20 protein-coding genes are annotated in these 21,221 nt (G+C 59.5%); 3 read left to right on the top strand and 17 right to left on the bottom strand.

Features of this window, described 5'->3' with window-relative positions:
* Positions 1–5: 5 nt before the first annotated feature.
* Positions 6–959, bottom strand: a complete 954-nt coding sequence (locus GF108_RS20370; RefSeq protein ID WP_246664045.1) for an alpha/beta fold hydrolase — start codon at positions 957–959, stop codon at positions 6–8.
* A 153-nt stretch (positions 960–1,112) separates the two neighbouring features.
* Between GF108_RS20370 and GF108_RS20365 the strand changes: the two genes are divergently transcribed.
* The 3 genes from GF108_RS20365 to GF108_RS20355 are packed head-to-tail and all read left to right on the top strand — an operon-like array spanning position 1,113 to position 4,312.
* Positions 1,113–2,189 (top strand): tartrate dehydrogenase, encoded by a 1,077-nt coding sequence (locus GF108_RS20365; protein WP_153670154.1) that lies wholly within the window; start codon positions 1,113–1,115, stop codon positions 2,187–2,189.
* Positions 2,190–2,201: 12 nt separating this feature from the next.
* Positions 2,202–3,302, top strand: a complete 1,101-nt coding sequence (locus GF108_RS20360; RefSeq protein WP_153670153.1) for a tartrate dehydrogenase — start codon at positions 2,202–2,204, stop codon at positions 3,300–3,302.
* Positions 3,299–4,312: a PdxA family protein gene (locus GF108_RS20355; RefSeq protein WP_153670152.1), complete on the top strand. Its 1,014-nt coding sequence runs from the start codon at positions 3,299–3,301 to the stop codon at positions 4,310–4,312. The genes GF108_RS20360 and GF108_RS20355 overlap by 4 nt, the downstream gene beginning before the upstream one ends.
* 3 nt (positions 4,313–4,315) lie before the next feature.
* Here the strand turns inward: GF108_RS20355 and GF108_RS20350 are convergent, their stop codons facing one another.
* The 16 genes from GF108_RS20350 to GF108_RS20275 form a co-directional block, all read right to left on the bottom strand.
* Positions 4,316–4,852 carry a chromate transporter gene (locus tag GF108_RS20350; protein ID WP_370462240.1) on the bottom strand — a complete coding sequence of 179 codons (537 nt, stop codon included), beginning with the start codon at positions 4,850–4,852 and terminating at the stop codon, positions 4,316–4,318.
* A gap of 2 nt (positions 4,853–4,854) precedes the next feature.
* Positions 4,855–5,409, bottom strand: coding sequence for a chromate transporter (locus tag GF108_RS20345; protein WP_172982687.1), 555 nt, complete (start codon positions 5,407–5,409; stop codon positions 4,855–4,857).
* Between the two features lie 89 nt (positions 5,410–5,498).
* Complete coding sequence (locus GF108_RS20340) at positions 5,499–6,272, bottom strand: SDR family NAD(P)-dependent oxidoreductase (RefSeq protein WP_153670149.1); 774 nt, start codon at positions 6,270–6,272, stop codon at positions 5,499–5,501.
* Positions 6,269–7,639: an MmgE/PrpD family protein gene (locus GF108_RS20335; protein ID WP_153670148.1), complete on the bottom strand. Its 1,371-nt coding sequence runs from the start codon at positions 7,637–7,639 to the stop codon at positions 6,269–6,271. Before GF108_RS20335 ends, GF108_RS20340 begins: the two co-directional genes overlap by 4 nt.
* Positions 7,636–9,132: a tripartite tricarboxylate transporter permease gene (locus GF108_RS20330; RefSeq protein WP_153670147.1), complete on the bottom strand. Its 1,497-nt coding sequence runs from the start codon at positions 9,130–9,132 to the stop codon at positions 7,636–7,638. Before GF108_RS20330 ends, GF108_RS20335 begins: the two co-directional genes overlap by 4 nt.
* Positions 9,132–9,608, bottom strand: coding sequence for a tripartite tricarboxylate transporter TctB family protein (locus GF108_RS20325; RefSeq protein ID WP_153670146.1), 477 nt, complete (start codon positions 9,606–9,608; stop codon positions 9,132–9,134). The genes GF108_RS20330 and GF108_RS20325 overlap by 1 nt, the downstream gene beginning before the upstream one ends.
* Before the next feature lie 63 nt (positions 9,609–9,671).
* Positions 9,672–10,640: a tripartite tricarboxylate transporter substrate binding protein gene (locus GF108_RS20320; RefSeq protein WP_027232704.1), complete on the bottom strand. Its 969-nt coding sequence runs from the start codon at positions 10,638–10,640 to the stop codon at positions 9,672–9,674.
* Positions 10,641–10,694: 54 nt separating this feature from the next.
* Positions 10,695–12,110 carry an MmgE/PrpD family protein gene (locus tag GF108_RS20315; protein ID WP_370462239.1) on the bottom strand — a complete coding sequence of 472 codons (1,416 nt, stop codon included), beginning with the start codon at positions 12,108–12,110 and terminating at the stop codon, positions 10,695–10,697.
* A 14-nt stretch (positions 12,111–12,124) separates the two neighbouring features.
* Positions 12,125–12,796, bottom strand: coding sequence for an FCD domain-containing protein (locus tag GF108_RS20310; protein ID WP_153670144.1), 672 nt, complete (start codon positions 12,794–12,796; stop codon positions 12,125–12,127).
* A gap of 260 nt (positions 12,797–13,056) precedes the next feature.
* Positions 13,057–13,935 (bottom strand): SMP-30/gluconolactonase/LRE family protein, encoded by an 879-nt coding sequence (locus tag GF108_RS20305; protein WP_153670143.1) that lies wholly within the window; start codon positions 13,933–13,935, stop codon positions 13,057–13,059.
* A gap of 9 nt (positions 13,936–13,944) precedes the next feature.
* Positions 13,945–14,817: an SMP-30/gluconolactonase/LRE family protein gene (locus tag GF108_RS20300; protein WP_246664044.1), complete on the bottom strand. Its 873-nt coding sequence runs from the start codon at positions 14,815–14,817 to the stop codon at positions 13,945–13,947.
* 9 nt (positions 14,818–14,826) lie between these two features.
* Positions 14,827–15,789: a 3-keto-5-aminohexanoate cleavage protein gene (locus GF108_RS20295; protein ID WP_036814903.1), complete on the bottom strand. Its 963-nt coding sequence runs from the start codon at positions 15,787–15,789 to the stop codon at positions 14,827–14,829.
* Positions 15,786–16,736, bottom strand: coding sequence for a 3-hydroxyacyl-CoA dehydrogenase (locus GF108_RS20290; RefSeq protein WP_153670142.1), 951 nt, complete (start codon positions 16,734–16,736; stop codon positions 15,786–15,788). Before GF108_RS20290 ends, GF108_RS20295 begins: the two co-directional genes overlap by 4 nt.
* A 7-nt stretch (positions 16,737–16,743) precedes the next feature.
* A complete protein-coding gene (locus GF108_RS20285; RefSeq protein WP_153670301.1) occupies positions 16,744–17,550 on the bottom strand; it encodes an SDR family oxidoreductase in 807 nt (268 codons plus the stop codon).
* A gap of 13 nt (positions 17,551–17,563) precedes the next feature.
* The gene (locus GF108_RS20280) at positions 17,564–19,615 is read right to left on the bottom strand and encodes an ABC transporter permease (RefSeq protein ID WP_370462261.1); all 2,052 of its coding nucleotides are present in this window, start codon (positions 19,613–19,615) and stop codon (positions 17,564–17,566) included.
* Positions 19,616–19,626: 11 nt separating this feature from the next.
* A complete protein-coding gene (locus tag GF108_RS20275; protein WP_153670140.1) occupies positions 19,627–21,168 on the bottom strand; it encodes a sugar ABC transporter ATP-binding protein in 1,542 nt (513 codons plus the stop codon).
* Positions 21,169–21,221: the final 53 nt, after the last annotated feature.

Raw genomic sequence — 21,221 nt, 5'->3', positions numbered from 1 at the left:
GATGCTCAGGCGGCAAAAGGCAGCGGCTCTTCCCCGGTAAAGAATTTGCCGAACGCATCATAGACGATATCCGGCCGTTGCTCGGCGGGATAATGCCCGGTCGGAATTGCCCAGCCGCGTAAATCTGGAGCCCATGGTTTCCAGGCTTCAAGCGGTTTGAAGTGTCGACCGCAATGGCTGTTTGCGCCCCAGAGCACCAGGACAGGGCAATCGATCGTCTTCTTGCCGAAATCGGCGGTATCCATTGCAAGATCAACACTGACAGTGGCCCGATAATCCTCACAGACAGCATGTATCTGTTCAGGCGTGGTGCAGCGCTTGTACTCGGCCATTGCTTCGGGGGAGAATATTTCGAGGCCCACCCCCTTCTTGTTCAGTTTGTAATCGATGTAATAGGCGAGATCGGCCGTCAGCAGCTTTTCGGGAAATGGCGCCTTCTGCGCCATGAAAAACCAATGATAGGCCTCGATACCCCACCCCAGCGTCACATTTGTCAGCGCATGATGGGTTGGCACAATATCGAGGGCGGCCAGGCGCTCGATACGATCGGGATAGTCCAGGCCCATTCGAAAAGCGACACGAGCGCCGCGGTCGTGACCCGCCACCTGAAACCTGTCGAACCCCAGCTTCGACATGATTTCCGCATTATCCTCGCCCATTGCCCTGAACGAATAGCCAGAATGGTCCTCACCCCCATCCGGTTTCGAGCTGTCGCCGTAGCCGCGCAGGTCGGGAGTCACAACGGTAAACCGCCTGGCAAGTGCCGGTGCTATCCTGTGCCAGCTCACATGTGTCAGCGGATTGCCGTGCAGGAGCAGCAGCGGCGGACCCTCACCGCCAATCGCGACGTTGACTTCGGCGCCAGCCGTTCGGATGCGCTCATAGCGAAAGCCGTGCATGAGCTTTCCCTTTTCTTCAGCGAATGGCGGCATTGCGGATATCGGTTCGATCGGCGCCATAATATGTCTCCTTGCTTTGGTCCAGACGAGCATATGCTTTCAGGTACAGGAACTCATGCCCTTTTTGGTAAATTGTCAACAGTTTGTAATTGACAATCTTGCGAATATTCGGCATCGGAGTATCTTGGGAGCGCAGCAGCGGGAGTTATTTTCATGAGGACACATCAGATAGCGGCCATTCCTGGGGACGGAATTGGCAAGGAAGTGGTCGCTGCCGGCCTGCGCGTTCTCGATGCAAGTGCCCGTCGCGACGGCAACTTCCAGGCCGCGATCACAGAATTTCCGTGGGGATCGGATTTCTACAAACAACACGGTCATCTCATGCCTGATGACGGCATCGAGCAGTTGAAAAGATACGACGCTATTTATTTCGGGGCTGTCGGTGCTCCTGACGTGCCGGATCACCTGACCCTATGGGGTCTGCGCCTCGCCATATGCCAGCCGTTCGACCAATATGCCAACGTCCGTCCGACGAGGATTCTGCCGGGGATCGAAAGTCCGCTGCGTGGCGTAACAGCCAAGGACCTTGACTGGGTCATCGTCCGTGAAAACTCGGAAGGCGAATATGCCGGCCAGGGCGGTCGCTCGCATCGGGGGCTGCCGGAAGAAATCGCTACGGAAGTCTCGATCTTCACCCGCGTCGGCGTTACCCGCATCATGCGCTTTGCTTTCGAACTCGCGCAGTCGCGGCCGCGAAAGCTGCTGACCGTCGTCACCAAATCCAATGCACAGCGACACGGGATGGTATTGTGGGATGAAATCGCCAAGGACGTTGCAGCCGAATTTCCCGACGTGACCTGGGACAAGATGCTCGTCGATGCAATGACGGTACGCATGACTCTCAATCCTGCCTCTCTTGATACTATTGTCGCGACCAATCTTCATGCCGATATTCTTTCCGATCTCGCAGCAGCCCTTGCCGGATCGATCGGCATTGCACCCACGGCAAACCTTAATCCGGAACGGCAATACCCCTCGATGTTCGAGCCGATCCATGGTTCGGCGTTCGATATCACCGGCAAGGGGATCGCCAATCCGGTTGGAACCTTCTGGTCAGCAGTAATGATGCTCGAACACCTTGGCGAAACGGCTGCAGCTGCACGCCTGATGCGCGCAATCGAACGCGTGACCGCCGACCCGTCATTGCACACACCGGACCTGCGCGGCAGCGCGACCACGGACATGGTCACGGAAGCGGTCTGCGCTGCCATCCTTGGCGACAACGAATAAGGACGCATTCACATGACTGCAAACAGCTTCAGGATTGCCGTTATCGCCGGCGACGGCATCGGCAAGGAAGTCATGCCGGAGGGACTACGCGTCCTTACGGCGGTCGCTGAAAAGTTCGACCTCGATCTCAAATTCGACAGCTTCGACTTTGCCTCGTGCGACTACTACGCCGAGCATGGCCGCATGATGCCGGAGAACTGGAAGGAACTGATTGGCGGGCACGATGCCATTTACTTCGGTGCTGTTGGCTGGCCCGAGACGGTTCCCGATCATATCTCTCTATGGGGCTCGCTTCTGCAGTTTCGCCGGGAGTTCGACCAGTATGTGAATTTGCGGCCCGTCCGCCTGATGCCCGGCGTGCCGTCGCCGCTGGCCGGACGCGAGCCCGGCGATATCGACTTCTTCGTGGTTCGCGAGAACACCGAGGGCGAATATTCCTCCATCGGCGGCAAGATGTATCCGGGAACCGAGCGCGAGATCGTCGTGCAGGAAACGGTGATGAGCCGGGTCGGCATCGACCGCATTCTCCGCTTTGCCTTTGAGCTTGCCCAAAGCCGTACCAAGAAGCATCTGACGTCGGCAACAAAATCCAATGGCATTTCGATCACCATGCCCTACTGGGATGAGCGCGTCGAAGAGATGGCCAAGAGCTATGGCGACGTGCGCTGGGACAAGTATCACATCGATATCCTTTGCGCGCATTTCGTGCTCAATCCGGATCGCTTCGATGTGGTCGTGGCCTCCAATCTCTTCGGTGACATTCTCTCCGATCTTGGTCCTGCCTGTACGGGTACGATTGGAATTGCGCCGTCCGGCAACATCAATCCGGAACGCCTGTTCCCCTCGCTCTTCGAACCTGTCCATGGCTCGGCGCCGGATATCGCCGGCAAGGGCATCGCCAATCCGATCGGCCAAATATGGGCGGGCGCCATGATGCTCGATCATCTGGGTCATCCGCAGGCGGCAGCGGCAATCGTGACGGCAATAGAAAGCGTCCTTATGGATCCGGCGCTGCGTACGGGAGATCTGGGCGGACGAGCCGACACCATCACCTGCGGTCGTGCGATCGCCGAGGCCGTCCGGCTGCCCGAAGAACAGATGAGGAAACCATGAACAGCGAACGCCCCGTCATCGCGCTCACCGCCGGCGATTGTACCGGCATCGGACCCGAGCAGACCGCCCGCATCCTGCATGACCAGCGCATGGCCGATGTGGCCCGCATCGTTGTCGTGGGCGACGCTCGCACCCTCGATCTCGGGAAACGGCAGGCCGGCGTATCGTTTGCATATCGAACCTACCAGTCTCCGGCTTCCGTCGACTGGTCGGATAACGCCGTGCCGCTGATCGACCTCGGCAACACCGATCCTTCGCTCTATGAGCCGGGCATAGCGAGCGCCGAATCCGGCCAATTGACCGGAGACACGCTGGCCCGTGCGATCGACTTCGCGCTGGCAGGCGAGGTCGATGCGGTAACCTTTGCTCCGTTGAACAAGCGGGCCATGTACGATGGCGGCTGGAAATTCCCGGATGAACACAAGATGTTCGCCCATCTCCTCGGTCATCACAGCTATTTCAGCGAGATGAACGTGCTCGACGGTCAATGGATGTCCCGTGTTACCTCGCATGTCTCGTTGCGCCAGGCAGTCGACCAGATCACGCGACCGGCCATTGAGGAGGCGATCGTCCTTGCCACGACCATGATGCGCAAGGCCGGCATAGCGAAACCCCGTCTTGCGGTCGCAGCGCTTAATCCGCATGCCGGAGAGAACGGTCTTTTCGGTACGGACGAGATCGAAATTATCCGTCCAGCCGTAGAGGCCATGGCGGCCAAGGGTATTGACTGCAAAGGGCCGTTTCCATCCGATACGGTCTATCTCAAGGCCTTTGCGGGAGAATTTGATGGGGTTCTTGCCATGTATCACGATCAGGGGCAGATCGCGACGAAGATGCGGGGCTTCAACCGGGGCGTAACGGTCACGGCGGGGCTCGATACGGTGTTTACGACGCCTGCGCACGGCACGGCATTCGATATCGTCGGCAAAGGAGTTGCCGATACCGGCGCTTTCGAAAACGCAATTAGGCTCGCAAGCCAATTGGTGCGCTTCAAACAGCTTGATTTCTAAGGTTTAAAACCCAGTTGCGGCGAGCGCAGCGACCAGGCCGCCGAGAACCAGCACGCCGAGCACCGGAAATCTCGGCATCCACAGGAAGATGGCGGCGGCGAGGCCAATAATGGCAATGGCCGATGGTCCGCCGTGCGACAGCCGGAACAGCGAGATGATTCCGGCGATGATCAGTCCAATGCCCACAGGAGCCAGTCCTTCGCGCATGGCACGGTGCCAGCGTTTCTGGCGATGGTTGTTGGTCAATTTGAACACCGCATAGCACAGCATCGAAGACGGCACGAACAGCGCGAGCGTCGCTATTGCCGCGCCCAGCCAACCCGCCACCCGCCAGCCGATGACGGTTGCCAGCATCATGCCCGGACCCGGTGCCGCCCGCGACACGGCAAAAAGATCGAGGAACTCCCGGGAACTCACCCAACCATGAACGGTCACGGCTTCGTGCTGGATACCCGCCACGATTGCGCTGCCGCCCCCGATTGAAGTCAGGGAAAACGGGACGAACACGAGGGCTATGGCAACGAGTGTGTCGAACCGCACGATCACGCCCTGCGCCAAGACAGAGCGACGCTGATTGGCGCCAGCACAAGCACCACCGGTATCAGCGGCATCTCAAGCACTCCAACGAGGAATGCGGTGATAACAACGATTGCGACCGAGGGAGGAAAGCGCATGGCCCGCCGAAGGCCGTGGATGCACATGACGACCAGCAAACCCATCGCCGCAAAGGCCACTCCGTCGGAGATGGCGGGCAGCAATGCAAAGCCTGCCAGCGCATCGAACACCTGGCAAAGCGCAATGACGGCGAAGAACGGGCCAACGAGGAAGCCAACGACGCAACTTAGCGCTCCAATGGGGCCGCGAAGTTGTTCGCCCATGCAAATGACCAGATTGACCACATTCGCACCAGGCAACATCTGTGAGATAGCAAGACTGCTGGCGAAGTCATCTTCATCGATCCAGCGATGTTGCAGCACGAACCCCTGATACAGCCAGCCGGTCAGGCCGCCGCCAAAGCTCAATATGCCTATCTTGAAGCAGAGCAGGAAAAGCGAACGCAGGCGCGGCGGCGGCAAGGAATCGGAAAGATCTGACACGGGCAATGCCGTCCTTTCACTGAGACCCTCAGGAGGGTGGACCGCCCATGGATCAAGCCTGTATTCGAGTCCAACACACCCCTGGCGGATCAGGGCAGGAAAGCGCCGCCATTGACGTGCAGGGTCTGGCCGGTCACAAACCGGGCCGGCTCGCTCGCGAAATACATGACCGCAGCTGCAACTTCTTCAGGCGTTCCGCGCCTTCCCACAAGCGTGCGCGTGGTGTTGTGGTGCGCGGGCTCACCGCCAGACGATGCATGCACGCGGTTCGTATCGATCATTCCCGGAGAAACCAGGTTCACCGTTACTCCACGCGGTCCAAGTTCATGGGCCAGTGCCTTGGTGAAGCCGTCGAGCCCGGCCTTGGCCGATATGACATGGGCGCGGTGCACCGCGCCGGTGTAAGCCGTCAATCCGCCAATGTTTATGATGGTACCCCTTCCGCCGGAGAGTAAATGAGGGATCGCCGCGCGGCTCATGAGGAACGCGCCATCGAGCGTCACGCTCATTACTTCCCGCCAATCCTCGAACGACAAGGCTTCAATGGGGGCTTCACGCCGTATGGCGGCATTGTTGACGAGGATGTCGAGGCGCCCGAGCTGTGCGGCCGCATGCCCGACGAGGCGATCGGCATCGGCTTCATTCGCCACATCACCAAGAAGGACGACGGCGCGGCTGCCCCGTTGCTCGACCTCACGTGCAACAGCCTCCGCCGCCGCCTGATCCGCTCTGGCCACAATGGCGATCCCGGCGCCGGCGTCAGCCAGGGCAAGGGCGATCGCCCGACCGATGTTGCGCGAGGCACCGGTTACCAGCGCGACCTGTCCGTCGAGTTCCCGCCGCGTTGTTTGATCCGCGTTCATGCGCGTGCTCCCGCCAAATCGATAGCGCCGCCGGCCGCGATTTGGTCTAGGGATGCGCGCAGCGCCGCAATGCTGCGCTCCCGCAGGCCACCAAAGCGCAGATTCGCTTCGAACTTGCTCTCCATCTCGGCGTCAGGCAAGGGTTCGCGCGCTCCGCCGCGCATATAGGGCTGGTGGAATTCATGAACCGTGCCGTCTTTCAAAACCGCCTTGAGGTGGCCGGTAAAATTCGACGGATAGGGATCGGCCGGATTGATTACATACGAGATCTTGGCTGCCAGCGCTCGGATCGCGGCATCGCGCACCCGCTCATCGGTAAACTGCCCCAGCCCGGCCTCCCCATCCAGGAATCCGACTGCCATGCAATAGGGTGTCGAAAACTTGCCGGCATAACCATTCGGCGGCCTTCGTTTTTCGGCCAATGGTTCCCATAGACGATGAACCGTGCCCTCCCCCACCTTGCAGACGATGGATGCAATGTCCTCGGCCCGAATACGGAGCGCCGCCAGCTTCTTGGCGCAATCGATGAAGGGCTGGGTCATGGTTCCGCAGGCGTAGGGTTTGAATGCCAGCGTCTCGACGATCCACTGCTTGCCCAGCCCCTCGAGCAACGGCATGAAATCGGGTGCCTTGGACGGAGCAAAGGCCCTGTACATTCCATGTGAGCCTTCGAAAACGCTTATGGGACCTGTGAAGCCGGCTTCTGCGAGCAGGGCGGCTCGCACGCCGGCCTGCGCTGCAGCGCCCGCATGCAGACGCTTTGTCGAGCTGCCATCTGCAAGATACTCAATGATGCCGGAAGCAAGGCTGCCCGAAATTCCGAGGGCACGTCCAATCACGTCGGCCCCCAGCCCCAGCGCTGCACAGACAGCGGCCGCCGCTGCCGGCGCGCCGAATATGGCAGTCGGATGAAAGCCCGCCTTGTGCGTTGCCTGCGGTGCTACCAGGCTCATCCGGCACATGAGTTCAGCGCCCACCGCGATGCCCCGCATGGCGGCGCGCCCGTCAAGTCCGCGCCTTTCGGCGATCGCAAGGACCGCGGAGACAACCACCGCGCCGGCATGAATGGGACCACCCTCGAAGGTGTCGTCGAAATCTTCGCCGTGTGCAGCTGTGCCATTGACGAGCGCTGCATCGTAAAGCCCGAGTTGGCGTTCATGACCGAAAGCGGTGCAGCTTCCGGCATCCACGGCACTTGCCAGTGCCGCTCCGACATAGTCGGTGCCGCGGGCAGCAACGGCCAGACCGACAATATCGAACAGGAGCCGCCGGCTGACTGCGTCGACGGCGGCCGGCGGTGTGCATTCCGCGGCAAAACTCGCCAGTCTTGCCGCGACGGGCAACACTGGGGGAACGGTCTGGTTCATGAACGGGCTTCCTCTATTCTGGTCTTGCGGGCGTCGCGCACTTCGCGGCTAAGCGAGAAAACGACGAATATGAGCGCGATGGAAAGCAGCGCCACGGCGATGGGATCCTGAAGAAAGATCATGTGGTCACCCCCCGAAAGCACCAGCGAGCGGCGATAACTCGATTCGACCATGTGGCCGAGTACGACGCCAAGAATCATCGGCAGGACCGGGAATCCGGCGATGCGCATAAGGAAGCCGACCAGGCCAAGCGCGAGCGCAATTCCAAGGTCGAACAGGCTGTTGTTCAGCGTGAAAATGCCCGACAGGATAAGCGCGAAGATGAAGCCAGCGCGGTAGGGGCGCGGACGATTGACCAGCCAAATGCAGGCCGGAAGGATGATGATGCCGACACCGATTTGCGCAATGATCGCAATGAACGAGCCGACGTAAATGCTGTCGATCACCTGGGCGCTCTGTTCGAACAGGCGCGGTCCAGGAATCAGCCCGTGCATCAAAAGGCCGCCAAGCAGGACGGCCGTCGAATTGGAACTCGGGATGCCGAAGCTGAGAAGCGGGATCAGCGCGGTGCTTGCCACCGTGTTATTGGCGGCCTCAGGCGCAGCGACGCCCTCCTCGGACCCCTTGCCAAACAAATGCGGTGTCTTCGACCAGCGCTTTGCCTCGTTATAGGACATGAACGCTGCAATCGAACCGCCGCCGCCGGGGGTGAGCCCTTCGAACAGGCCAAGCACGCAGCCGATGAATTGCGAACGCTTGAGCCTGTTCATGACAGCAAGGCTTGGCAGCTTGATCTTGATTTTCTGATTGAGCTGCGCCGTGTTGGTCGACCCCGATTGGCTCATCAACTCCGTCAACGCAAAGAGGCCGACCATCACCAGCACCGGTTCGACGCCGCCCAAGAGGTCGGGTATGTCGAAGGTAAAGCGTGTCACCCCGGATATCGGATCGGTGCCCACTGTTGCGATCATCAGGCCGACAGTTGCAGCCGCAAGACCCTTGATCAGCGAGCCTCCGCTCATCGAGGCAATCACGCTGAGGCCAAGGATACCGAGCCCGAAATAGGAGGCAGGCGTAAATGCCAGCGCCAGCCACGACAGTGGCTCCGTCAGCATTATCAGCATCGCGAGGCCGAACAGGCTGCCGATCACCCCCGACATCAGGGAGATACCGAGCGCTTCGCCGGCGCGCCCCTGGCGATTGAGTTCGTAACCGTCGATCACAGTGGCCGCGGAAGAATTGGTGCCCGGCGTCCTGATCAGGATCGCCGGGATCGATCCGCCATACTCGGCGCCGATATAGACGCAGGCGAGCAAGGCTATCGCCTGCGCAGGATCCATCGTATAGGTGAACGGCAGTACAAGGGCCATGGTGATGGAAGCCGAAATGCCCGGCAGGGCGCCGCCGAGAATGCCCCAGGTGAGGCCGGCGATGGAAACGAAAATGAGCGGCGTTTCCGTCAGAAGCCTGATTATGTCCATAATCGTCGCCATCAAAATAACCCCTGTACCAGCGAACCTGCCGGCTGGTGGACCCCGAGCAGTTTGACGAAGACGGCCCAGTAGAAAATGCCACCGCCAATGGCGGCAACCGGTACGATCCAAGTGCGCGGCGCGCCCTCGTAAAGCGCGATCCCCCCGATGAGGAGGGCGGTACCGATGACGTAGCCGACGAAAGGCAAAAGGATCACGTAGGCGGCACCGAACAGCAAGAAGCCAACGGCACGCGGAAGACGCGCGTCTCCTTCATCGTCATCCGCTCCCGCCGCCACCTGCCGTGCCTGGCTTGCGAGCAACGTCCGCCCCATAAGCAGTATTCCGAGGATGGCAAGTACGATGGCAAGCACATGCGGCAGTCCGGCCGCGCCAACCTCGTCCGACAAAGTGCTGTCGGCGATTTCACCTGCCCAGGCATAGTAGGTACCTGCGCCAGCAAGGAGAACGAGGCCGCTGATAAGGTCTTTTCTCATGGATCAACCCTTAACGATGATCGACGAGGGGCCAGCCTTTTTCGCCAGCCCCCGCGATCAATCTCACTTGATGGCGCCCGTCGATTTCAGGAATTCCTCGGTCGACGTGGCAAAATTGTTGATGAATGCCGGATAGTCCTTTTCTCCGATCAACTGGGGAACGAGCACTTCGGCCGTATAGGCTTTCTTGTATTCCGGATCGGCCAGCAGGTTCTTTATCGCCTCGTCCCAGACCGCCTTGGTGGCATCCGGAACGCCCTTGGGGCCAGCGAGGCCACGGAACTTCACCAGGCTGACGTCGTAGCCCAATTCCTTTACGGTAGGCACATCGGGCTTTTCGGTGATGCGTTCAGGATTGAATGTAGCGAGCAGCGTAATCTTGCCGGCATCGAGTTGCGATCGAAGCTCCTGGATCTCGCCAATACCGATGTCGAGCGTGCCGTTGAGAACATTGAGCATCATGTCGCCGCCGCCCTCATGAGTGACGATTGCCGGTGTCACGCCTGCGGCGCGCTTCAGCTGCTCGGCCGCCTGCCGTTCCAGGGATGCGGGATTGGCTGCGCCCCACCGACCGCGTTCTTTCTTGGCATGCTCGATCACGTCCTTCAGCGACTTGTAGGGCCCATCCGTTCGCGTGTAGATCACTTCGCTGTCGGCGAAGATGTTCACCAGCGGATCCATGTCCTTGTAGGTGCTCTGCGGCTTGCTCATCAAGGATGTGTAGATGTAAGTCGGCGTCGTCGCGTAAAAGACGCTTCCGTCGGCTGGCCCGCTCGCAACCCGAGCCATGGCCTTGGCGCCGCTGCCACCCTGGACATTTTCCACGATGAAGGTGGCGTCGATGTACTTGCCGAGATATTTGGTCATTTCGCGCAGGAACACGTCGCTGCCACCGCCGGGACTTGAGTGCGTCACCAGCGTCACCACCTTGTTCGGGTATGGCAGTGGTTCAGCTTGGGCATTTGCGCCAGAAACAATCGCTAGCGTGGCAAGGCCAAGCACTGCCTGGCCGATAGACTTGATGAATGTCATTTCTCTCTCCCATTTAGCTACCGTTTCTCCAGAACGGCTTCCTCAAAACTGAGTTCACGGGGCTTTTCCTTCCCCGCTGATCAATTCCATGCAGCGGCCGACGTCGGCGCCGTCATCGATATTTCGCACGAGCGCGAGTAATTCTTCCTGCGCTTCACGATCAATGACGCCCTCGGCGCACATGCGGAACTTGTCATCCAGACCGGCATCGCTGATCGGGTTGGACGGGCCGCCCCGATAGCGCTCGTCCGCCTCCTGCACCAATGTCCGGCCGTCCTTCGTAACCACTTCGATGCGCGACCGTATGCGGTCGTACCCCGCCGCGTCGATAGCCGGATCGTTTATCACGTCGGTTCGTGCCTGAAGATCCTGCATCGCCTCGCCGGCAACAAAGCTGTCCTCGAATTCATGATGGCTTGCCCGCCGGCACAGAATGATCATGGCGAGCAGTGCGGGCATGGAGAACTTCGCCTGCAGATGGTTCTGCGCAATCGGATAGCGGATCGGTTCGATGATGTTTTTGCCAGCAAAGAACCTGATGCGCTCTACCTCTTCAGGCTTGAGATCATGGTCGATCACCAGCTTCAACATCGCATCCATTGATTGATGCGTGAGAATGCCCGAAGGGTACGGCTTTATACTGACGCCGGGCTCGATTATCGTCAGGGGCGCGGCGAATCCCGCGGCTGCCTTATCCAGATCGAGACCCTCACCCATCACCGAGAAGAAACCCCACTGACCGTCGAGGACTGAAGGGTCAGCCTCGAAGCCGCGTGCGGCAAGCAGCGCTGCGGTTACGCCATTCTCGCAGGCCCGGCCGACATGGAGCGGCTTCGTCATGGTGCCGAAATTGGCGCGTATTCCAGCGGCAAAACTTGCGGCCAATCCGAGCGCGTGTGCGAGCGCGTCGCCCTTCAACCCGAGGAGTTTCGCGGCAGCCGCCGTCGCCCCGAACGTGCCGACGGTACCGCTCGTATGGTGGCCGCGTCGATAGTGGCGTGGTTTCATCCATTCCGCGATCTTGCATTCGACTTCGAAACCCACCTGGAAAGCGAGCATCAATTCACGCCCATCCACGATCCCTTCGCGGCTGGCAATGATAAGCGCGGCGGTCAGGGGTGGAACAGACGGATGCGTGAGCAGGCCGTAGACATGGGCCGGATCGTGCGAAACCTGCGTATCATCCCAATCGTGGGCGTGTCCGGCAGTGCCCCATACGCGGGCGGCCAGGGGGGCCGGAACCTTCTTCGTCCCGGCACCCGGCAGGGGGGCGTCCTCGCGCCCGGCCTGATCCAATGCATCGCCAATAAGGATTTCAACCGAAGCCTCGCGGCTACCGGCCAGATACAGGCCCGCCGTATCGACCATGCAACGCCGGCCAATAATGAGCGCCTCTTCCGGCAAATCCGCATAGGTCGTGCGTTCTATGAAACGTATGGCCTGGGCCGTAATGTCGAGTGAGGGAGTCACACATATCTCCAGTGCTATGCAAGGGGGTTTGTCGCCGCCATGAGCCGGCCCTTCGCCGTCTCGACATGGTTGGCGTGAGCTTTGAAGGCCTGCGCTGGGTCGCGAGCGGCGATGGCATCGACCATTCTGTGATGTTCCAGGTTGGAAGCGTGGATCGCGTCGCCGTGCATCAGGCTGTGGGCCCGGTGGAGCCTGAGCTGCTTGACCAGCGTCAGATACTGCTGAGCCAGAACTTCGTTACCTGATTGAACGACAATGAATTCATGCAAGGCGAAATTAAGCGAGATGTAGCGGGCATGGTCATCCGCGCCGATGGCTTCGTCCATGTCCTCGACGAAGCGCCTCAGCCTTGCAATATCATCGTCGGTCGCGCGTTCTGCCAGAACCTTTCCGGCAAGGCCGAAGAGCACCGTGCGCACGTCATAAACGTCGGATGCTTCCGCTGCGCTGAGCCGGCGGACGAAGAAGCCCCGGTTGGGGACCTGCTCGATGAGGCCTGACGACTCGAGCGATCGGAGTGCTTCGCGGACAGGTCCGCGGCTGATGCCGAACCGGAACGCAATCTCCTTTTCATTCAAATGGCCGCCAGGCGCTACCTCGCCGTCGAGAATGAATCGTTCGATCTCCTGTTCCAACAGTCCCGGAAGGGACGTGGACCTGAGAATTTCGAAGGCTGTCTGATTCATCCGCCTATTCCTGTTTCAACAGGAGATAGATTGCAGATTGCTTATTGTCAACAATTTATTGCAAACTGCTGCTTATTGGCATCTTCATGTTAGAGCAACGTAAACTTTGCGACCCAGCCGGATGCTGGGTCGGTCTTGTCTGCGTATTGGAACTTTACCTGCGGCGTTTCACCGTTCGCGGTCGTTGATCCTCACAATCGCGTCGGTGTCGTAGAACGCCTGTCGCAGCGGGAATCTAGAGGAACCGGAGAGCACCTTAATTAGCCGGCAAAGCGCATCTCAGGAACGCCCCTGATGCCAAGCCCAGTAATTGCAAACAGGCTGCCACGCAAAACCCCATCTCCAGGAAAGCGCGGTAGCGGTGGCTTTGCCATGGAGGTTACGTAGAGAATGTCGAGGTTCGGGCCGCCGAACATGACACTGGTCACTTTTTTCACCGGCATATCAATGACCCGGTCCACCGTCCCGTCCGGCCTGTAGCGGATCACCTTCCCGTCATAGACTTGCGCGTTCCACAAGCATCCCTCGGCATCCACCGTGGAACCGTCGGCAGCGCCGCCCGTCGATGTGTCGAGTTTCACGAACGTGCGGCGATTGGAGACTGTCCCTTTGGCCTGGTCGTAATCATAAGCCCAGATCTCGCCCGACCAGGAATCCGCGAAATAGAATGTACTTCCGTCCGGGCTCCAGCACGGACCGTTCGAAACAATGATGCCCTCATCGAGGGTATGAACGCTCAAATCGGGATCGACCCGGTAGAGCGCACCATTGGGACCGCTCTCCATCGTGTCCATAGAGCCCGCAACGAAACGGCCCTGCTTATCCACCTTGCCGTCATTGATGCGATTTTCGTGCTTATCGGGTTCAGGATCGTGAATGAGGTCGACGTCGCCTGTCTTGAAGTCGAGGAGATGAAAGCCCCGGGCGAGTGAGACGATTGCCCCGTTTCCATCCTTGCGCAGCGCCATGGAACCGATTTTCATCGGCACATCCCAGGCGCGCAGTTCACGCCCGTCGGCGGTAGCCCGGAAAACGCGTCCGTCGAAACTGTCGATCCAGTAGAGTCGTTCCTGCTCAACGTCCCATAGCGGGCCCTCGCCGAGGGTTGTCTTGACGTCTACCACCACTTCTATTTTCATGTCGCTCCCCTATCCTTTGAAACGCGGTTCCGGCAATCCGCGGACACCCAGCCCATGAACCGCAAACATGCAGCCCGCTTCGCGCTCGCGATGGTATTGGTTGTTGAATGGCCGGGCCATCGACGTTACGAACGCAATGTCAAGTTCCGGTCCGCCGAACGTGATGCTTGTGGTCGATTGGACCGGCAGGCCAACGATGCGATCGATAACTCCATTCGGGTCGAAGCGGATCAGGCGCCCGGAATACACCTCGACACTCCACACGTAGCCTTCCGAATCCACCGTCGCGCCATCCGGATAGCCGCGCAGACACTCGAAACTCGTGAAGATGCGGCGCGAGCCTACAGCGCCGGTCGCCGTGTCATAGGCATATGCATGGATCTTCCGTGTGCCGGTGTCGGCGAAATAAAGGGTTGCGCCGTCGGGACTGAAGCACGGGCCATTCGAGCAGACGATGCCGGTATCAAGGGTGTGAAGCGACAGGTCCGGGTCAAGGCGGTAAAGCGTGCCGACCGGATCCCGCTCCTCGAAATCCATCGAGCCTGCAATAAAGCGGCCCTGGCGATCAACTTTCCCGTCATTCAGCCGCGGACGAAGTTCTCCCGGATGCGTTTCGTGGAGCAGTTCCACTGCTCCCGTTGCGAAGTCCAGCGTATAAAACCCGTTTCTCAGCGAAACGATCGCTCCGCCCTTGGCTCGCAAAGCCATCGACCCAATGGGCTCCGGCATTTTCCAGGTCTTGCGGTCCCCGCCATTTGCATCGCAGGAATAAACGGCCGGCGCGTATGAGTCGATCCAGTAAAGCCGTTGCTGTTCGACATCCCATAGAGGACCCTCACCGAGCTCATTCCGGTCGCTGCTGAAAACTTCGATGCGCAACATGGCTCTCTCCTAGAACGCGACCTTGTCGCCTCCCTTGAGTTGAAGAATCTCGCGAGCCTCATCGGGCGTTGCCACCTCCATTCCTAGGCCTTCGATGATCTTGCGCGCCAGCAACACCTGTTCGGCATTCGACTTGGCGAGTTTACCCTTGCCCGCCCACAGGCTGTCCTCAAGGCCTACCCTGATATTGCCTCCAAGAGCCGCAGCCTGAGCGGCGATGCGCAACTGGCTCGAACCCGCGCCGAGAACGGACCACCGGAAACTATCGCCGAAGAGCCGATCTGCCGTGCGTTTCATGTGGGCGACGTCTTCCGGATGCGTCCCGATTGCGCCGAGCAGCCCGAACACCGACTGCACGAAGAACGGTGCCTTGACGAGACCGCGATCCGCGAAATGCGCGAGGTTGTAGAGATGCGCAATGTCATAGCATTCGAATTCAAAGCGCGTGCCATTGTCGTAGCAGGTTGCCAGAATGTACTCTATATCCTTGAAACTGTTGCGAAAAACGAGATCTCGGGTGGCTTCCAGATGCGGCTTTTCCCAGTCGAACTTGAATTCCTTGTATTTGTCGACAAGGTGATAGAGGCCGAAATTGATAGAACCCATGTTGAGCGAGGCCACCTCGGGCTTGAACGTCGCTGCCGGTTTAACCCGTTCCTCGACCTTCATATAGGGACTACCACCCGTGGTGATGTTTATCGCGGCCTTCGTGTTCTGCTTGATCCGGGGCAGAAACCTGGCGAAAGCTTCAGGCGTTTGGTCCGGTTTCCCAGTTTCAGGGTCGCGCGCGTGCAGATGCAGGATCGCAGCTCCGGCATCTGCTGCTGCCAGCGCTTCCTTGGCGATTTCGTCGGGCGTGATCGGCAAATAAGGCGACATCGTCGGCGTGTGGATCGCACCCGTGATGGCGCAGGTGATGATGACCTTGCCCTTGATCGTTGATCCTCCGGTCACTCTCGCTGTCTCGCTCATCGTCCGAACTCCTGCGTTGATTTTTGCTTGTGTGCCGCGAGTGCCATCAGGCGGCGGTCACGCCAGACCTGGCGTTCCACCAGCTTTTCCTTGGGCAGCTTCTCGCGCCGGCCGGATTCGACGGTCTCCAGCACGTCGCCAGCCCAGTCGACGCGGCGCTGCATCTGCGGGAACAACCGCTCGTAGATAATCTGATATCTCTCCACATAGTCGCGAACCCCGCCGGGAGCATTCAGGTCGATCGTCTCGAACGGCCCCATGAACGACCAGCGCAAGGCAAGACCGTCCCTGATGCCTATATCGACGTCCTCGACCGTGGCGTATCCATCAGCGACAAGCCGAAACGCTTCCTCGAGCAATGCGCCCTGCATTCTGTTCATGATGAACCCGTCCAGCTCGCGCTTCATCACAAGCGGTGCATGACCGGCAGCGACCAAGAATGCCCGCGTCCGCTCCACTACGTCTGGCGATGTCCATGGCGCAGGCACGACCTCCGCCGCTGGTATCAGGTAAGGCGGGTTGATCGGATGGACGACAAGGCAGCGATGGCGGTTCGCCAGATGTTCGGTAAATTTCGACGGCAGCAGTGCCGACGTCGAACTGGCGATCACCGCAGAAGGACTGGCCGCCTCGTCGAGCTGGGAGAAAACCTTGATCTTGATCTTGAGGTCTTCGGGCGTGTTCTCCTGGATGTGGATCGCACCGTCCAGGGCCCTTGCCAAATCTGCTTCGGGGGTAATCCTTTTCAGCACCGCTTCCGGTGTATGCCCGTTCAGAAGATCATTTCGCTCAAGGTCGGTGAGAACATCGGCAACATAATCGCGGGCCTTGGCAACGGCCTCGGACGACTGATCCCATAGGGCGACCTCATAGCCTGCCCTGGCGAAGCTTATCGCCCAGGCCCTGCCGATAAAGCCGCTACCGATAATCGCTGTTTTCTCCGTCATTTTTCCCTCACAAGGTCTCGACATTGCCGTCGACGCCGAGCGACTGGCCAGAAATATTGACCCCGGCATTGGAAAGCAGAAATGCGACCATATTCGCCACGTCATAGGGGCTGACCATCCGCCGAAGCGAAACGTTCTGCAGGTAGCGTTCAGTCATCTCTTCGTGAGATATGCCCAACTGTTTCGCACGGTTGCTGATGACGTTTTCAATCCTTGGTCCCTCAACGATACCGGGCAGGATGGCATTTACTCTGATGGCATGAGGTCCGAGTTCCTTGGCAAGGCTTTGGGTAAAACCGACCACGCCGAACTTGGCCGCCGAATAGGGCGAGCGGAACGCATAACCGTGCCTGCCTGCGGCTGACGACATGTTGACGATCGATCCGCCACCGGCGGCTTTGAGCAGGGGTGTCGCGCGCCGGGCGCAGAGAAACTGTCCGGTCAGGCAGATGTCGATGCATCGCCGCCAGTCTTCGGTGCTGATCTCGTCAACACCTCCGGTCGGTCCGGCAATTCCAGCGTTATTGATCAGAGCGTCGAGCCCGCCCAAAGACGCCGACACTTCATCGAACATGCGGTCGACATCGGCCTCGCTGGAAACGTCGGCAACGGTTGCGAGAGCCGGCTTCATCGAAGCGCTCGCTTCTTCAAGCAAAGCCCGTGAAATGTCGCAGATTGCCACGCGCGCACCGAGCGCCGATAGCGTTGAAGCGATAGCAAATCCGATGCCCGAACCGCCTGCGGTTACCAGTATACGCTGTCCGCGCACGCCGCCCAAGAACTCTTCCGCCGATGCTGGAGCCACCCTGTTCATCATTCATCCCCTCTTAAGATCGCTTCTCACGAAGCGCCATGACCGCGCCAAGCACGACAAGTCCAAACAGGATCGCGCGTGTGGCGTAAGGCAACGTTGTTCCGGCGAGGAACATCTGCAGTGCCGTAAGCAGGAGTACGCCTCCGAGCATCCCGAGATAGTGTCCGCGCCCGCCCGTTATCAAAGCGCCACCGACCACCACCACGGCAATGGACGGCAGCAGGTAATCATCGCCCATGCCAAGGCTCGCTTGCCCGGAGAATCCGGTGAGCAAAATGCCGACGAGACCAGCGCAAAAACCGGAAAGGACATAGACGAGAATGAGCGTGCGCCCGACCGCGATCCCGGAAAGCTGTGCGGCACGCAGGCCATTGCCGATACCGTAGACCCTGCGGCCGAAGGCGGTTCTTCCGAGGAGGAGCACCGACACTACGACGAACAGCACCATGAAAGGTACAACGGGCGTCACAGCCCAGATCTTGCCGGTCATGAACCAGCGAAGCATGGGCGAGGAGAAGCCGGCTGGCGTCCCTTGCGAATAAACCAGCGCAAAACCTTGCAGGATCCCGTTCATTGCCAGCGTCATCACGATCGGCGAAATGCCAAGGATCACGATACCGACGCCGTTTATAAAACCGATCGCTGCAGCGATCAAAAGGACGGCAGGCAGGGCATAGGTCAAGGCAGCGTCGGAGCCATTGACGATCCCTGCGAGCAGGATCCCCGAAATGCCGATCGTCCAAGGTACCGAAAGGTCAAGGCCGCCGGTGAGGATCACCGTTCCCTGTCCGAGCGCCAGGATGGCAAGGAAGGTGGAGAGAACCGCCAGCGAGTTCCAATAGGTTGGATTTAAAACGGCTCGGCCAAGCCACAGCTGCGTGACAATGATGACGAGGAGAAGGCAAACATAGGCAGGAAGCGCATAGCGGATGGTCTCGCGGTTGCGCGACAGAAATGATGCCGACACCGGCTTGAAACGCGTTGGGCCGGCAAGCTTCAATCTCCGGTCGGTCCGGTCGAGCTGCGATGGCAGCAAGCCGTTTCGCCAGGCGGAAAACTGGGCGCCCGCGCTGCGGATCTGCTTGGCAAGGGTGGAACTGTACGAAATGGAGCCCGCGAGGACCGCCAGAATGAGGATCGTGCCCTCGGCAATGGTGGAGTAGTAAGCGGATACATTGAGCACCAGCAGGATATTCACGACCATCATCAGGATATAGGCCCCGAACACAGTGCCCAGCGGGCCGCCGCGCCCGCCGCCAAGGCGCGTTCCGCCAACGACCACAGCTGCAAACATCGAAAGCAGCAGCGGATTTCCAACCAGCGGATCGGCACTTCCCGTCTGGGCGCTGATGAAGACGCCCGCCAGGCCATAGCAGCCTCCGGCAATGACATAGACCAGGAATTTGGTCAGCTTGACGCGGATGCCGATGGCCGCGGCAGCGTCCGGATCACTACCGACAGCATATATGGCTGTTCCGAGGCGCGTATTCTTCAACCAGAGCCAGGCGAGAAGAACGATGCCGATTACCACGAGCGGCATGGGAAGCCATCCGGTAACGGCGTCCCCGAGATAAAACATGCCGAGATCGGGAGCGACGAAGCCGCCTGGTTTGTCCATGACGAGCAAAGTCAGACCCTGGATGATGAACATAGTGGACAGGGTGACGACGATGGGTTGCAGCCGGAAAAAAGCGATAAAAATGCCGTTGAACGCGCCGGTCAACATTCCGACACCGATCCCGACGCATGTCCAATAGAGCACGCTCGTCTCAGCGGCCGCCGGATCCATGCTCTGCGCAAGAACGACGTTGACCAGCGATATGACCGCCCCTGCCGAAAGATCAAACCCGCCCGACAATACGACAATGGTCTGGCCGATGGCGGCGAGCGCCGAAGTCGCCCCACCGCTCGAGAGGAATGAAATATCGAAATAGCTGAGTGGCCCCGTGCTGACGAGATCGACGATGCCTAGCAGGCCAAGAAACACGACGATCGCAATGAGCACACTGCGACGCTCCGGCGACATGGCCAGAAACCGGAGCCTGTCGCGTCTGGGGGCCGCCATATTGGTCATCGTCATTCGGCAGCCTCCTGCGTCGGTGTTTCGTGACCGAGGGCCGGGCGCATAATTGAAGTTTCCGTAAGCTGGTCACGCGTCAGGAACGCCGCAACGCGACCATCGTAGAGGACAAGGACGCGATCGCATAAATGCACGAGTTCCGGGATTTCGGTCGAGTGCAGCAGGACGGAACCGCCGGAATCGGTAAAATTTCGCATCATCACATAAAGCTCATGTTTCGTGCCGACGTCGATGCCACGGGTCGGATCGAACAAAAGCAGGATGCGGCTCTGCGCCACGAGCCACTTGGCAATCGCAATCTTTTGTTGATTACCGCCAGAAAACGATCCTGCCCTCGTCCAAAGAGCGCGTTCGTCCACTTCGACTGTGCCGAAGGCGGTGCGGACCGCCTCTTGCTCAAGACCGGTTTGAATCAAGCCGAATCGCGAAAATCGCTGGATTACCGGAAGGGAAGCATTGACCGTGCCGTTGAGTTTCAGAAACAGGCCTTCGGTCTTGCGGTCTTCGGGTACGAGCCCGATGGCAATGTTGGGTTTCAGGGCGTCCGCCGGCGAGCCAAACCGCACCTTGCGACCATCGACGAGGATGTCGCCGCGCACGACCTCCGTCATCCCGAAGCAGGCCAGAAAAAGGTCGAGCTGACCCATGCCCTGCAGGCCGGCGACGCCGAGAATCTCGCCCTTTCGCAAATCAAAGCTGGCATCTTGCAGTTTTTTACCTGCAACGAGATTGCGCACCCCAAGTACCGGCGCGCCAAAAGCAGAGTCATTTTTCGGTCGTTCGGGGAAAGTCTGCGCGATGCTGCGGCCAACGATGCTCTCTATGACCTGTGCATCGGTAATGGATTCCACCGAGCAAGTCGTTATATGCTGGCCGTTGCGCAATATCGTCAGCGTGTCGCAAAATGCCCGGACCTCGCGCATGCGGTGTGTGATGAAGACGATGGTCGTTCCTGCCGACTTCAATTTGGCAATGATACGGCCGAGCCACTCGACGTCACCGCCGGCGAGCGTCGATGTCGGCTCGTCGAGAAGCAGTATGCGGGGCTTGCGGTAGATGGCGCGCGCGATCTCGATTTTCTGCTGGACGGCCAAATCCAGCGTCCCGACTTCGGCATCGAGATCCACCGAAAAGTCGAGTTCCTTCAAATGCTCGACAATGGCGCGTCGCGCCGAGGCGCGGCGGATCATGCCTGTAACCCCCATCGGCGCATAGGGCATAAGCAGGTTATCAAGGACAGTGAGGTCGCGGGCCAGAGTCATTTCCTGGAACGCAGTTTGCACGCCACGTGCATGGGCATATCGCGGCGCCTTCAGTGTCACCTTCTCTCCGAATACCGATATCTGACCCTCATCCGGGCGCAGGAGGCCCGACAGGAGCTTCACGATCGTCGACTTGCCAGCACCGTTTTCGCCAAGAAGCGCGTGGGTACTTCCGGGAGCGATCGCGAATGACACGCCGTTCACCGCAACCGTCGCACCGAATGCCTTGCGAAGGTCCGCAACTTCTATCGCGGCTTGTTCAACTGCTGATTTCATCCCGGAGGGTCCTGCCTTTATTATGATAATTGGGCCGGCAAGCGTGGAGCGGC

It is taken from the genome of Phyllobacterium sp. SYP-B3895, from assembly GCF_009647635.1.
Taxonomy (GTDB): Bacteria; Pseudomonadota; Alphaproteobacteria; order Rhizobiales; family Rhizobiaceae; genus Phyllobacterium; species Phyllobacterium pellucidum.
This window is presented reverse-complemented; position numbering and strand designations above follow the sequence as displayed.